General features: G+C 67.1%; 14 protein-coding genes. 9 read left to right on the top strand and 5 right to left on the bottom strand.

Annotated elements, in window-relative coordinates; genetic code table 11:
• Positions 1-64 precede the first annotated feature (64 nt).
• From bamA to SPHME3_RS0115355, 6 genes are all read left to right on the top strand, one after another.
• The gene (gene bamA / locus SPHME3_RS0115380) at positions 65-2827 is read left to right on the top strand and encodes an outer membrane protein assembly factor BamA (protein WP_017978421.1); all 2763 of its coding nucleotides are present in this window, start codon (positions 65-67) and stop codon (positions 2825-2827) included.
• A complete protein-coding gene (locus tag SPHME3_RS0115375) occupies positions 2827-3537 on the top strand; it encodes an OmpH family outer membrane protein (protein WP_017978422.1) in 711 nt (236 codons plus the stop codon). Before bamA ends, SPHME3_RS0115375 begins: the two co-directional genes overlap by 1 nt.
• Positions 3538-3570: 33 nt before the next feature.
• Positions 3571-4020, top strand: coding sequence for a 3-hydroxyacyl-ACP dehydratase FabZ (gene fabZ / locus SPHME3_RS0115370; protein ID WP_018251026.1), 450 nt, complete (start codon positions 3571-3573; stop codon positions 4018-4020).
• A gap of 103 nt (positions 4021-4123) precedes the next feature.
• A complete protein-coding gene (rpmE, locus tag SPHME3_RS0115365; RefSeq protein WP_024310513.1) occupies positions 4124-4357 on the top strand; it encodes a 50S ribosomal protein L31 in 234 nt (77 codons plus the stop codon).
• Between the two features lie 47 nt (positions 4358-4404).
• Entirely contained in the window at positions 4405-4716 is a 312-nt protein-coding gene (locus tag SPHME3_RS0115360) for a PilZ domain-containing protein (RefSeq protein WP_017978425.1), read from the top strand.
• 65 nt (positions 4717-4781) lie between these two features.
• Positions 4782-5108: a WYL domain-containing protein gene (locus SPHME3_RS0115355; RefSeq protein WP_017978426.1), complete on the top strand. Its 327-nt coding sequence runs from the start codon at positions 4782-4784 to the stop codon at positions 5106-5108.
• Positions 5109-5292: 184 nt separating this feature from the next.
• Here the strand turns inward: SPHME3_RS0115355 and SPHME3_RS0115350 are convergent, their stop codons facing one another.
• Entirely contained in the window at positions 5293-5832 is a 540-nt protein-coding gene (locus SPHME3_RS0115350; protein WP_017978427.1) for a glycine zipper 2TM domain-containing protein, read from the bottom strand.
• A gap of 231 nt (positions 5833-6063) precedes the next feature.
• The gene (locus SPHME3_RS0115345) at positions 6064-8349 is read right to left on the bottom strand and encodes an ATP-dependent helicase (RefSeq protein ID WP_017978428.1); all 2286 of its coding nucleotides are present in this window, start codon (positions 8347-8349) and stop codon (positions 6064-6066) included.
• A gap of 246 nt (positions 8350-8595) precedes the next feature.
• Here SPHME3_RS0115345 and SPHME3_RS0115340 point away from each other — a divergent pair, with 246 nt between their 5' ends.
• A complete protein-coding gene (locus SPHME3_RS0115340; RefSeq protein ID WP_017978429.1) occupies positions 8596-9894 on the top strand; it encodes an MFS transporter in 1299 nt (432 codons plus the stop codon).
• Here SPHME3_RS0115340 and SPHME3_RS0115335 read toward each other — a convergent pair.
• Genes SPHME3_RS0115335 through SPHME3_RS0115325 form a run of 3 tightly spaced genes read right to left on the bottom strand, consistent with a single transcriptional unit; the run spans position 9878 to position 12105 of the window.
• Positions 9878-10171: a hypothetical protein gene (locus SPHME3_RS0115335; protein WP_017978430.1), complete on the bottom strand. Its 294-nt coding sequence runs from the start codon at positions 10169-10171 to the stop codon at positions 9878-9880. The genes SPHME3_RS0115340 and SPHME3_RS0115335 overlap by 17 nt on opposite strands.
• A gap of 18 nt (positions 10172-10189) precedes the next feature.
• Positions 10190-10726, bottom strand: coding sequence for a 16S rRNA (guanine(966)-N(2))-methyltransferase RsmD (gene rsmD, locus SPHME3_RS0115330; protein ID WP_024310514.1), 537 nt, complete (start codon positions 10724-10726; stop codon positions 10190-10192).
• Positions 10723-12105: a pseudouridine synthase gene (locus tag SPHME3_RS0115325; protein WP_017978432.1), complete on the bottom strand. Its 1383-nt coding sequence runs from the start codon at positions 12103-12105 to the stop codon at positions 10723-10725. Before SPHME3_RS0115325 ends, rsmD begins: the two co-directional genes overlap by 4 nt.
• Before the next feature lie 123 nt (positions 12106-12228).
• Between SPHME3_RS0115325 and SPHME3_RS0115320 the strand changes: the two genes are divergently transcribed.
• Complete coding sequence (locus SPHME3_RS0115320) at positions 12229-12678, top strand: response regulator (RefSeq protein WP_017978433.1); 450 nt, start codon at positions 12229-12231, stop codon at positions 12676-12678.
• 41 nt (positions 12679-12719) lie between these two features.
• Positions 12720-14120 carry an AmpG family muropeptide MFS transporter gene (locus tag SPHME3_RS0115315; protein ID WP_017978434.1) on the top strand — a complete coding sequence of 467 codons (1401 nt, stop codon included), beginning with the start codon at positions 12720-12722 and terminating at the stop codon, positions 14118-14120.
• Positions 14121-14124 lie beyond the last annotated feature (4 nt).

Genomic DNA, 14124 nt, shown 5'->3' with positions numbered 1-14124 from the left:
TGCGCTGCGGTTCCCGACGTTACGTGGGTATCCTGACGTTTTTGGGGTGGGTTGAGTGACAGCGATGACAAGTTCCAAGTTCGCCGGCCTGGGTGCCGCGCTGCTCGCCGGCACCATGCTGTCGGGTGTGCCCGCCATGGCGCAGACGGCGGCCGCTCCGGCCCAGGCGCCGGCCCAAGCGCCGGCAACGACACCCGCGACCGGCGCACAGGCGGCCACGGCGCCCGCCGCCACGCCGGCGCCCGTGCGCACGATCAAGTCGCTGCGCGTCGAGGGATCGCAGCGCATTGAGCCCGAAACGGTGCTGTCGTACACCAAGCTGCGCGTCGGCATTCCGTACACCGCGGAGACGCTGGACCAGGCGCTGAAGGATCTGCAGGCGTCAGACCTGTTCGTCCAATATCAGATCGAGGGCGTCGAGACCGGCGACATCGTGCTGAAGGTGCGCGAGAATCCGATCATCAACCGCGTGATCCTGGAAGGTAACAAGGCGCTGAAAAGCGACAAGATTACCAAGGAAATCAAGCTCGCGCCGCGTCAGATCTTCACCCGCACCGCAGTGCGGCAGGACGTCAGCCGCATTCTGGAACTGTATCGCCGCCAGGGTCGATTCGCCGCGGTCGTCAATCCGAAGATGGTCAACCTCGACCAGAATCGCGTCGACGTGGTGTTCGAAATCAACGAAGGGCCGAAGTCCAAGGTCCGCCAGATCAACATCATCGGCAACGAGGTGTTCAGCGACGGCAAGCTGCGCGGCGAGATGGCGACGAAGGAATCGCGCTGGTTCCGCCTGCTGTCGTCCAACACGTCCTACGATCAGGATCGCCTGAACTACGACCAGCAGAAGCTGCGCCAATTCTATCTGACGCAGGGCTATGCCGATTTCCGCGTGACCAGCGCGGTCGCCGAGCTGACGCCCGACAAGCGCGACTTCATCATCACCTATGTCGTCGAAGAGGGTAAGCGCTACAAGTTCGGCGATATCACCGTCGACAGCGAGATCCGCGACTTCGACAACAAGAAGCTCGCCGCATCGCTGCCGGTCAAGAAGGGCGACTGGTACAACGCCAAGCTGGTCGAGGATTCGATCGATCAGCTCAGCCAGTCGGCCGGCCTGTTCGGCTATGCCTTCACCGACGTGCAGCCGGATTACAGCCGCGATCCCGAAACGCTGACGATGGGGATGAACTTCCACATTGGTCAGGCGCAGCGCACCTATGTCGAGCGGATCGACATCAACGGCAATACGCAGACGCAGGACAAGGTCGTGCGCCGCGAAATCCGTCTGGCGGAAGGCGATGCGTTCAACAGCTTCCAGGTGAAGCGCAGCCAGGATCGCATCAACAGCCTGGGATTCTTCCAGGACAAGATGGAGATCAAGCAGAACCCCGGTTCCGCGCCCGATCGCGTCGTCCTGGAAACGACGCTGGAAGAACGCAGCACCGGCGAATTGCAGCTGTCGGTCGGCTATTCCAGCCTCGAACGCTTCATCATCCAGGCGAACATCACGCAGAACAATTTCCGCGGCAAGGGCCAGGTGCTGCGCGCGGGCGTGAACTATTCGACCTATTCGAAGTCGGTCGAGCTGGGCTTCACCGAGCCGTATCTGTTCGACAAGAACGTCGCGATCGGCGTCGACGTGTTCCGCCGCGACTTCAACTCGTTCAACTATATCGGCACGCAGCGCCAGACGACCTATTCGCAGGTGTCGACCGGGTTCCAGGTGCGTGCGGGCGTGCCGCTGACCGAATATTGGTCGCTCGCCGGCCGCTATGGCCTGTCCTACGATCAGGTCGGTCTCGATTCGGCGACCTATTTCACCAACGGCGTTTGCGATCCGCTGAAGGCGGGCCGTTACCTCTGCGAAGCAATCGGCAACCGCTGGACGTCGACCGTCGGCTACTCGCTGATCTACGACAGCCTCAACAGCCGCCTGCGTCCGACCGCGGGCCAGCGCTTCGCCTTCAACCAGGACTTCGCGGGCCTGGGCGGTGACGTGAAGTATATCCGTACGCGCGTCGAAGGGTCGAAGTTCTGGAACGTCGGCAGCGGCTTCATCGGCTCGATCGTCGGTGAGGGCGGCTATATCCATTCGCTGGAAAAGAGCCGTGGCCCCGGCATCGACAGCGTCCGCATCACCGATCGCTTCTACCTCGGTGAACCGCAGTTCCGCGGCTTCGACATCCGTGGCGTCGGCCCGCGCGTGCAGCGTCAGGCCTATACGACGGACGCGAACGGCAAGCAGATCCTCGTCACCGATCGCGATCAGATCGTCGACGACGCGCTGGGCGGCCGTGCCTATTACCTGGTCCGCGCCGAGCTGGAGATCCCGTTGGGCTCCGGCGCGCGCGAACTGGGCCTGCGTCCCTCGGTCTACGTCCAGGCGGGCAGCCTGTGGGGCCTGACCAAGCCGCTGCCGACCGCGAGCTTCCCGACGATCACCGATTCGGCGGGCAACGTGACGGTGCTGCCGATCCAGCGGCTGCTGACCGACTCGGCGGGTCGCCAGCTCTATTACAACACCTACACGCCGGACGGCGCGACCGCGCCGGCGCTGCGTGCGACGACCTGTTCGATCGGCTATTCGGCGGTCGCGGGCGGCGCATGTTCGGGCAGCGAGACGAATACCATCGCATTCGATCAGGCGATCTCGCCGTTCAAGGAAACCTATTACGGCAGCAGCCCGACGCCGCGCGTCAGCATCGGCATCGGCGTCAACTGGACGTCGCCGTTCGGTCCGCTGCGTATCGACCTCGCCAAGGCGCTCGTCACCCAGAAGGGCGACGATCCCAAGCTCATTACCTTCAACGTAGGGACGCAGTTCTAATGAAGACGATTACCAAGACGTGCGCCGTGGCGATCGCCTCGGCTTCGGTCGCCCTGCTCGCCGGTGGCGCCTCGGCGCAGACCGCTGGCATCGCCACGGCGCAGCCCGACGCTGCGATCTTCAGCGCGAAGGCGTTCGAAACCGCCAACACGCAGATCGGCACGACCTACAAGGCGCAGCTGGATCAGGCCGCTGCGGCGCAGAACGCGCTGAACACGAAGCTGCGTGGCATCCTCGACGCCAACAAGGACGGCCAGATCAGCCAGGCGGAAGCCGCCGCGGCCGAATCGAACCCGACGATCGCCAAGCAGGTGCGCGACGCCCAGGCTGCCGCGCAGCCCGGCATCGAAGCCGCGCAGAACCCCGCGATCAAGGCGCAGGCCTATGCGCTGGAACAGATCGTCGCCAAGTATGACCCGGCGCTGCGCGCGGTCGTGACGGCGAAGAAGATCAACCTGGTGCTGTCGCCGAACGCGATCCAGTACGCACCGCCGGCGACCGACATCACGCGCGACATCATCGCCGAGATCGATCGCACGACGCCGACCGTCTCGATCACGCCGCCGGCCAACTGGCAGCCGCAGCAGCAGACCGTCGAGCTGCTGCAGCAGTATCGCCAGATCGTCTACGCGAACGCCCAGCGCCGTCAGCAGGCGGGCACTCCGGCTCCGGCCGCTGCGCCGGCCGCCGGCACCCCGCAGGGCCGCTAAGGACCCGCGTCGGTGAGCGAAGACGCACAGACCATGGGGCCGCTCGATATCGGGCGGGTCATGGCGGCGCTGCCGCATCGCTATCCGATGCTGCTGGTCGACCGGGTCGAGGAGATCGTCCTCGACCGGTCGATCGCGGCGATCAAGGCGGTGACGATCAACGAAGGCTTCTTCCAGGGGCATTTCCCCGGTCGTCCGATCATGCCGGGCGTGCTGATCGTCGAGGCGCTGGCGCAGGCCGCGGGCGTGCTTGCGGTCGAAAGCCTGGGCCTCGCCGGATCGGGCAAGCTCGTCTATTTCATGGCGATCGAGGGTGCGAAGTTCCGCAAGCCCGTCGAGCCCGGCGTGCTGCTGCGCCTGGAGGTCGAATTCGTCCAGAAGCGGTCCAGCGTCTGCAAGTTCGCAGGTGTTGCGAAGGTCGGCGGGCAAGTCGTTGCAGAGGCTAATTTTACTGCGATGATCGCCGATCCGCCCAAGGCGTAACGCGTGTGACTTTCGCTGACTTTTGACTTTTCGGCGGCGCTCCGTTACGGGCGCCGCTTCCCTTTCAGGCTGGTCGGAACCAGCCGCATACGGAGCGTGTGACGTGAAGAAAGATACCCACCCCGACTACCACATGATCAAGGTCCAGATGACGGACGGCACCGTGTTCGAAACCCGCTCCACCTGGGGCAAGGAAGGCGACACGATGCAGCTCGACATCGATCCGCTGGCGCACCCCGCCTGGACCGGTGGCCGTGGTCAGCTGCTCGACGCGGGCGGCCAGGTCGCGCGCTTCAACAAGCGCTTCGGTGGCGGTCTCACGCTCCGCAAGAACTGATTGGATCGTTGACTCGGCGTTAACCATCGACGCGATACCTTTGATCGATGTTTGCCGCCGAGTTCGAACCTGCAGAACCCAATGGCCGGCGCCGCTCCCCGCGTGCGCCGGTTTCGTTGGATGCGCATATCGGCAAGGCCGCTCGCACCTTGTGCAAGGTGGTCGATCTTTCGATCCACGGCGTTCGCCTGCAAACCTATTCCGCGCTGGCCAAGGGCAGCACGATCTGGCTGACCTTGCCCGAAGCGGGCACGATCGCGGCCGACGTGATGTGGTCCGACGATTATCTCGCCGGCTGCCAGTTCAAGAAGCCGTTGGAAATCGACGTCTTCGACAGATTGCTCGCGCAGAATCGCTGACTGCGCTATGACGGACGCGTAAAGCGTCTTGCTGCGATGCAGCATCAGCGATTATGGATGCGAGGATGAACCAGCCCTCTGCGCCGACCGGACCGGTGCCGACGATGTTCGAAGCCATCGTCCGCCAGATGACCGTCACCGCCACCTACAACAAGGGTGCGGTTACGATCGCCCCCCACATCCTCTACACTCGGCACGGCGAGATTTACGTCGATGCGACCACGGTTGAGCGTGATGGCAAGCCGCCGCGCGAGGAGAAACTGGGCACGTTCAAGCTCGATGGCCTGGGCGATCCGACGCTGACCGCGAACACCTTCCGCCCGAGTGCGCTGTTTGAACCCGAGGCGGAGAAGTATGTCGGCGTGACGCTGATGGCGGTGGAGCTGGGGTAAGGCTCGGGAAGCTTACGGCTTACGCAAACTCCCCCGTCACTCCGGACTCGTTCCGGGGTCCACTCTGCGGCGAGGGGGGTGGTTTGAGCCTCCTGCCACCCCCTAGCGGCCCGGTGAACCCCGGAACGAGTCCGGGGTGACGGGGTGTGAGGGGACGCACCGTCGTCGGCGCGCCCCGTGAACTTCAGCGGCAGCGGACCTGCGACTGGTTCTGGTCGATAGCCTTGCCGGCGAGCGCACCGGCCGCACCGCCGAGCAGGGTGCCGACGATGCGGCTGCGGCCGCCATCGATCACATTGCCCAGAATGCCGCCCGCGGCGCCGCCGATGACGAGCCCGGTCGTGCCGTCGCTGCGCTTGCAATAATAGCGACCGTCATTGCCGGCATAGACACGCTCGTCCGCGCTCAGCACGCGTTCGCGATAATTGTCGCCGCTGCGATAATAGCGCGACGGATCGTAGCCGTTCTCGTCGCGATCGCCGGGGTAGCTGTTGTTGTTGTAATAGTTCGCGGCCGGTGCCTCGCGATAGCCGCCGGTGCCGGTGTAGCCGCCGCGCGACGCGCGATAGCGATCCACTTCGGCACGATAGCGGGCCAGTTCGGCGTCGAACCGCTGCTGCGCGGCGGTGAAGCGCGCCTCATCCTGCGCCGACTGGGCGACGACCGGAGTGGCGGCGGTCAGCGCGGCGGCCGCGGCAGCGGCGAGGGACAGCGACTTGAGCATGGCGATCGTCCTGAGCTTCTTAGTCCGTTGATTCGGAACCGTAACGGCCATACGCGGAACCTACCCTGCCGGTTCCTGAACGGATGGTGGGCGGCATGTCGCAGAGGCGCGGTTGCCGGACGACGCCAAGGTGGGATCGGTCGCCTCAGTCCGTCGCCTCAGTCCGTCGCCTCAGTCCGTCGCTGCGCTCGCAATGACGAGGAGGGTAGTACTCGGGTGGGGACGCCTGGCTCACCCGATCGTGACGAAGCTGTCCATCACCCGCTTGCGGCCGGCGGCTTCGAAGTCGATCTCCAGCTTGTTGCCTTCGATCTCGGCGATCGCGCCATAGCCGAACTTCTGGTGGAAGACGCGCATGCCGACGCTGAGGTCGCTGCGCCCCTTGTTGCCGATGCTGACCGCGCTCGCCCGGCTCTCGACGATCCGCGTCGGCTGGGTGGTGAAGCCGGAGCCGGACCCCGCCGCGCGCTGCCAGCCCGGACCGCGGCCGGTGCCGCGTGCGACATTGGCGAAGGGATCGGCGCGCTCGCTCCAATTGGCACGCCACAGGCTTTCGCCACCCGACATGGTGGTGTCGCTGTCGGTATGTTCGGGCGGCAACTCGCCGACGAAGCGGCTGGGAATGCTGGAGGTCCACTGGCCGTAGATGCGGCGGTTGGCGGCGTGGAGGATCGTCGCGCGGCGGCGCGCACGCGTAATCGCGACATAGGCGAGGCGGCGCTCCTCCTCCAGGCTGCGCGTGCCGCCTTCGTCGATCGCACGTTGCGAGGGGAACAGGCCCTCTTCCCAACCGACCAGGAAGACGGTGTCGAATTCGAGGCCCTTGGCGGCGTGGATCGTCATGATCGTCACCTCGGGCGCCTGCACCGCGCCGTCCTTGTCCATGACGAGGCTGACGTGCTCGAGGAATGCGCCGAGGGATTCGTACTCCTCCATCGCGCGGATGAGTTCGGACAGGTTTTCGAGCCGCCCGGATGCCTCGACCGACTTTTCGGCCTGCCACATCGCGGTATAGCCCGATTCGTCGAGCATCTGCCGCGCCAGCTCGGCATGCGGCAGGTCGCGCGCCCGGTCGCGCCAGCGGGCGACGTCGCCGACGAAATTGCCGAGCGCGCGGCGCGCCTGCGGGGTCAGTTCGTCGGTGTCGAGAATGCGCGCCGCGGCGATGGTGAGCGGTACGCCCTCGGCGCGGGCGAGCTGGTGGATCTTGGCGATCGCCTTGTCGCCAAGGCCGCGTTTGGGGACGTTGACGATGCGTTCGAAGGCCAGATCGTCCGACGGCTGGTTGACGATGCGCAGATAGGCGAGCGCGTCGCGGATTTCGGCGCGTTCGTAGAAGCGATAGCCGCCGACGATGCGGTACGGCATGCCGATCGAGATGAAGCGGTCTTCGAACTCGCGCGTCTGATGCTGCGCGCGGACGAGGATCGCGATATGGTCGAGCGGGGTGCCGTTCCGCTGCGCGGCCTCGATCTCGTCGCTGACCCGGCGGGCTTCTTCGGGCCCGTCCCACACCCCCAGCACGCGCACCTTTTCGCCTACGTCGAGTTCGGTCCACAGCGTCTTGCCGAGCCGACCGCCGTTATGCGCGATCACGCCCGATGCGGCGCCGAGGATGTGGGGCGTCGACCGGTAATTCTGTTCGAGGCGGATCACCTTGGCGCCGGGAAAATCCTTCTCGAACTTCAGGATGTTTTCGACCTGTGCGCCGCGCCACGAATAGATGGACTGATCATCGTCGCCGACGCAGGCGATGTTCTTGCGTGTCTGGGCGAGCAGCCGCAGCCACAGATACTGGACGATGTTGGTGTCCTGATATTCGTCCACCATGATGTATTTGAAGCGTTCCTGATACGTCCGCAGCACATCGGCATGCGTCTTCAGGATGGTGAGCATGTGGAGCAGCAGGTCGCCGAAGTCGCAGGCGTTCACGTTGCGCAGCCGCGCCTGATATTGCGTATACAGCTCGCCGCCGCGTCCGTTGGCGTAGCGCTCGCTCTCGCCGGCATCGATATCGGCGGGGACCAGACCCCTGTTCTTCCAATCGTCGATCAGGCCGGCGAGGCTGCGCGCGGGGAAGCGCTTTTCGTCGATGTCCGCGGCGACGATCAACTGCTTGAGCAGCCGCAACTGATCGTCGGTGTCGAGGATGGTGAAGTTCGACTGCAATCCGACCAGCTCGGCATGGCGGCGGAGCATCTTGGCGCCGATCGCGTGGAAGGTGCCGAGCCACGGCATGCCCTCCACCGCGTCGCCGACCATCCGGCCGACGCGCTCGCGCATCTCGCGCGCGGCCTTGTTGGTGAAGGTGACGGCGAGAATCTCCGACGGCCACGCCTTGCGCGTCCACAGCAAATGCGCGAGCCGCGCGGTCAGCGCCGCGGTCTTGCCCGTGCCTGCGCCGGCCAGCATCAGCACCGGGCCTTCGGTGGTGAGCACCGCGTCGCGCTGCGGCGGGTTCAACCCCTTGAGATACGGCGGATCCTGCAGGGCGGCGGGGGAGGCGGTGTCGGTCACCGGCGAACAGGTAGGGAACGGCGCTTGGCTCGGCAAGCTGCGAGCGCGGCAAGCCCGGAAAAATCGGGGCAGCCACCGGTGCGGCCGCCCCGTAGTTCAGGGAGCACCAGTCGACAGAAAGGCGACCGATACATCGCGACCCACAGGGGGAGGGGAGCCGCGGTGGCATCGCGGTAGCGGCGGAATGTTGCGAAGGGATGGCAACTTTGTTGCCAGATGCCTTTATTTGGGGGTTAGAAGGGCGGCATGAGCCAATTCCCTGCCGCCAAAGTTCCGGACGCCGCCGTCGCGCCAGCCTCGCCGCGCCGGATCCTGACCGCGAGTCTGGTCGGTACGGCGGTGGAATTCTACGATTTCTACATTTACGCCACCGCCGCGGCGCTGGTGTTTCCGGCGCTGTTCTTTCCGGGGGAAAGTGCGTCGGCGCGGCAGATGATGAGCTTCGCGAGCTTTGCCGTGGCCTTCTTCGCGCGGCCGATCGGTGCGGCGCTGTTCGGGCATTTCGGCGACCGGATCGGGCGTAAGTCGACCTTGGTCGCCAGCCTGTTGCTGATGGGCGGGTCGACGGTCGCGATCGCCTTCCTGCCGACCTATCAACAATTCGGCATCTGGGCGCCGCTGCTGTTGTGCCTGATGCGATTGGGGCAGGGGCTGGGGCTGGGCGGCGAATGGGGCGGCGCGGCGCTGCTCGCGGTCGAGAATGCGCCGCCGCATCGGCGCAACACCTGGGGCATGTTCCCCCCGCTGGGGGCGCCGGTCGGCTTCATCCTGGCGAACGGGCTGTTCCTGCTGCTGGGTCTGGTGCTGAGCGACGGGCAATTCCGCGCCTGGGGGTGGCGCCTGCCGTTCCTGGTGAGCGCGGTGTTGGTCGCGCTCGGCCTGTGGATCCGGCTGAAGCTGACCGAGACGCCCGCCTTCGTCGAGGCGGCCAAGGCGGAGGCGCTGCCCAAGGTGCCGCTGGCGACGCTGTTCGCCGGTCATGGTCGCGCGCTGCTGGCCGGCACCGGCGGGGTGGTGGCGTGCTTCGCGCTCTTCTACCTCGCGACCGCCTTCACGCTGAGCTACGGCACGACGACGCTGGGCTATGACAAGACGGCGCTGCTCGGCGTCGAGTTGGTCGCGATCCTGTTTCTGGCCGCAGGCGTGATCGTGGCGAGCGTACTGGCAGACCGGACGGGGGCGGAGCGGATGCTGGTGATCGGCTTTCTGGGCTGCATCGTCGCCGGCGCGCTGATGGGGCCGATGCTGGGCGCGGGATCACTGTTCGTGGTGTTCGCGTGGCTGGCCTTCGCACTGTTCGTGATGGGCTTTGCCTATGGCCCGCTCGGCGGCTGGCTGCCGACGCTGTTTCCGGCGGGCGTGCGCTACACCGGCGTGTCGATGACGTTTAACGTCGGCGGCATCCTGGGCGGGGCGCTCGCGCCGATCGCGGCGCAGGCGCTGGCTGCGCGCGGGCTGTGGTGGATCGGGCTGTATCTGGTCGCGGCGGGCCTCGTGAGCCTCGCCGGCCTCGCGCTGTTGCCGCGGGTCAGGACCGTCGACTGAACCAGCGCGGCCAGCGCGACACGCTGCGTTTCGGGACGTCGGCCTCGGAATAGCCCGTCGCGTTGAGCAGGAAGCTGGCGAGCAGCAGCGCCTGGTTGCGGCTCAGCACCAGCCGCGTCGTCGCGATCTGCTGATTGTCGAGCGCCTGTGCGGACGGCGTCGTCTGCACCTCCAGCTCGATGCCCTTGGGCAAGGGATGATGCACCCATCCGACCACCGCCTGCGGCCCCGACCGCCGCGGAGCATCGTAATGGTGGGGAATGAACTGCGTCGCCATGGCTCCCTCCTGTTGCGATCAGGCGGCCCGCAAGAGTGTCACGCGGGCCTTTCCATGCACGCGGCTGGTGTCGATGGCGAACCCCGCGACCTCGACCGCCTCGTCGCGTGCGGTCTCTATGCTGACCCAGGTCGCGGCGTTCGTCCAGCCCAGCCGCGCCAATTTATCCAAGGCTACCAGGCCTGCACCGGTGCCGTAGGGCGGGTCCATCATGATGAGGTCAAGCGGCGCGCGCGCCGGCCCCAGCGCCATCACCGACCCGCTGCGCACGTCGCCGCGCGTGCCGAGCTTGGCGAGGTTGGCCTTCAGCGCATCCAGCGCCGCGCCGTCCTGTTCGACGAACAGGCACGATGCCGCACCGCGCGACAGCGCCTCGATCCCCAGCGCGCCCGATCCGGCGAACAGATCGGCGACGGCGAGCCCTTCGAAGCTGCCGAGCCGGCTGGTGAGCATCGAGAACAAGGCCTCGCGCGTGCGGTCGGCGGTGGGGCGCGTCGCGTCGCCCTTGGGCGCGACGAGCGGACGCCCGCGCCACTGGCCGGCGATCACCCTCACGAGCGGCCCCCGCGCGGTCCGCCCTTCGGCCCGCCCTTGAAGCCACCGCCGGGAGGACGCCCGCCCGATGGGCGCGGCGACCCGCCGCCGCTTGCGGGGCCGCCGCGCGTCGGTCCGTCGCCACGCGGGGCGCGGGGGCCGGAGCGGGAGGCGTCGGGCTTGTTCCGGCCGAAGCGGGGAGCACCCGAGCGGTTGCGGTCGCTGCTGCGATCGGCGCCGCGCTCATCATGAAGCTCCCACGGCTTCATCGCCGAGCCGCCGGTGGGGACGTTGGCCTTGCCGGCGCGGGCGTCGTCGCGGGCGCGCGCGTCGGTTCGGGTCCGCGTGCGGGCGCCGCGATCGGTCGTCGCGGGGATGCGGAAGCCGGGGCGGGGCGCTTCGCCCGCGGCGGCGGCGCGCGGGTTCGCGGTGCGGGCGGCGGCAGGACGGTCCATGCTACCCTCGGCGCGCGGGCGCGATCGCGTCGGGCGCTCGCCTGGGGTGGTCGGCCGTGCAGTTGCCGGCCGCTCCACGCCACGCTCGGCGCCGCGACGCGTGCGGGTGGTGCGATCGACGCTGGGCGCGGTGCGGAAGCCGGCACGGGGGGCGGCCGCGATCGGCTCGTCCGGCGCGCCGCCCTTCAGCGTCTTGCGGAAGCCGACGATCTCATGCTGCTTCACCTCGCCGATCCCGCCGACCGGCAGGTCGCCGAGCACGAACGGGCCATAGCGGGTGCGGATCAGGCGGCTGACCTGCAGCCCGAGATATTCGAGGACGCGGCGCACCTCGCGGTTCTTGCCTTCGGTGATCGTGATCTCGATCCACACGTTGGCGCCGGTGCGCCGCTCGATATTGGCGTCGATCGATCCGTAACGAATGCCCTCGATTTCGACGCCCTCGGCCAGCTCCTCGAGCTGCTGCTGCGTGACGTTGCCATAGGCGCGCGCGCGATAGCTGCGCTCGACGCCGGTCGCGGGCAGCTCCAGCTGCCGCTTGAAGCCGCCGTCGGTGGTCAGCAGCAGCAGCCCCTCGGTATTGAGGTCGAGCCGCCCGACCGGCACCAGCCGCGGCAGATCGTGGGGCAGGCGATCGTAGATCGTCGGCCGCCCCTTGGGGTCGCGTTCGGTGACCAGCAGCCCGGTCGGCTTGTGATACAGGAACAGCCGCGTCGGTTCGGGCGAGCCAACGGGCTGGCCATCGACGGTCACGCCGCGCAGCGACGTCAGCACGGTGGCGGGGGTATCGAGCACCGTGCCGTCGAGCGCGACGCGCCCTTCGGCGATCATCCGTTCGATCTCGCGGCGGCTGGCGACGCCCGCGCGGGCCAGCAGTTTCGCGATCCGGTCGCCGGGCGTCTTGCCCGCGGCGGCAGGGGTGCGGGGGTCTTTGGGGTCGGCCATCGTCGCCCCATACGCGCAATTGTGCCGGACGTGAAAAAATTTGCGTCACTTGCCGCCAGATGCGCGTTAACCGAATCGGGCGTGACACGGGATAACGCCGTCAACCAAGGGGCATAGCGGCATATGTTGTTCGGGCGGAAGAAGCGGCTGATCGAACGGCTGCTGGTGGTCGAGGATGAACCACTCATCGCCTTCGATACCGAACATATCCTGCGGGAGGCGGGCTACACGATCATCGCGACGGTGGACCGGGTGGCAGAGGCGGTGTCGGTGCTGGAATCGGGAGAGGCGCTCGATCTGGTGCTGGTCGACGTCAATCTGGCGGACGGATCGGGGCTGGACGTAGCGCGCAGTGCCCGTGCCGCCGCGGTGCCGGTGCTGTTCGTCACCGGTCGCTTCCCGCCCGAGGCGGAGGCGCTAGCGACCGGGCGCCTCGTCAAACCCTATCAGCAGCGCGACCTGATCGGATCGATCGAGGCGATCGACGCCGCGCTCGCCGGCAAGCGTCCGCGCAAGCTGCCCACCGGCTTCGCATTGTTCGCCGTGCCGCCGGGGGAAGCGCCCGCGGCGTAATCCCGCTGGTCGGCGGCGAATAAGCCGTTAGTGTTGCCGCCATGTTGACCGGCAACAACCTCTACTTCCTCATCGTCGCGGCCCTCGCCGCACTCGTCATCGCGATCATGCGCCGCTCGCCGGCGATCCGGGCGCGGCTGACGCCGCTGGCGCCCTATGCGGAACGCGGGCCGATCGCGGTGTTCTTCATGGGCATTTCGTCGGGCCTCGCCTTCACGATGATCGGCGCGACGCTGACGACGCGGCTGAAGCAGGACGGGCTGGACAAGGCGACGATTACCGCCTTCACGCTGGGCTTCCTCGTCTACAATCTGAAGCCGTTATGGGCGTGGATGGTCGATGGCGTACGGCTGCCGCTGATCGGCGCGCTGGGGCAGCGCGTGTCGTGGATCCTGCTGGCGGGCGTGATGGTGATGGCGGCGGTCACCAATCTGGCGCTGGTCGATCCGGCGGCGAATTTGCAGGCGACGATCATCGCTGTCGTGCTGGTCGGCTTTGCCGGCGCGACCTACGACATCGTCATCGACGCCTATCGTATCGAGACGCTGGAGCCCGAACAGATGGGCGTCGGATCGGGCATGACGCAATATGGCTGGAAGATCGGGTCGGTGCTGGCCGGCTCGCTGGCGCTGGTGATCGCGGCGCGATCGAACTGGCATGTCGCCTATCTCGCCTGCGTGCTGTTCGCGTTGCCGGCGATGATCGTCGCGCTGACCCGCGGCGAGCCGTCGCGGCGGCGCGAACCGGCGCAGCGGCGCGGGCTTGCCGAGGTGCAGGCGTCGATCGTCGGGCCGTTCCTGGAATTCTTCCGCCGCCACGGCGCGTGGCTGATCCTCGCGTTCATCCTGCTCCACAAGATCGGCGATACGCTGGGGCAGCAGGCGCTGCGGCTTCTGCTCGACGACCTGGGCTTCACCAATGACGAGATCGCGCTGTACGACGTGGTCATCGGCTTCTGGGCGTTCTGGATCGGTCTGGCACTCGGCGGCGTGCTGTATGCACGGCTGGGGCTGAAGCGATCGGTCATGCTCAGCCTGATCCTGATGATGGTGTCCAACGCCAGCTTCGCGCTGCTGGCCGCATCGGGGCATTCGAACCTCGGCCTCGCGGGCGCGATGGCGTTCGAGAATATGGCGAGCGGCATAGGCGGCGTCACCGTCGTCGCCTATTTCTCGGCGCTCTGCGACCTGCGCTTCACCGCGTCGCAATATGCGTTGATCTCGGCGGCGGCGAGCATCGTCGGCCGTATTCTGACCGCGACGACGACGGGCCAATTGGTCGATCGCTTCGGCTATGTCGCCTTCTATTGGGGCACGACCTTTGCCGCGCTGCCCGGCGTGCTGCTGTTCTGGTGGATGAGCCGGTCGGGCCTGATCGACCGTTCGATCGGCAGCGCCGGCACGGCGGGCGAGGGCGACGTGCGCGAAGCGCCGAAGGACTGACGCG

This window comes from Sphingomonas melonis DAPP-PG 224 (assembly GCF_000379045.1).
Classification (GTDB): Bacteria; Pseudomonadota; Alphaproteobacteria; order Sphingomonadales; family Sphingomonadaceae; genus Sphingomonas; species Sphingomonas aquatilis.
The sequence above is the reverse complement of the archived record's forward strand: the minus strand, read 5'-3'. Positions and strand labels throughout refer to the sequence as shown.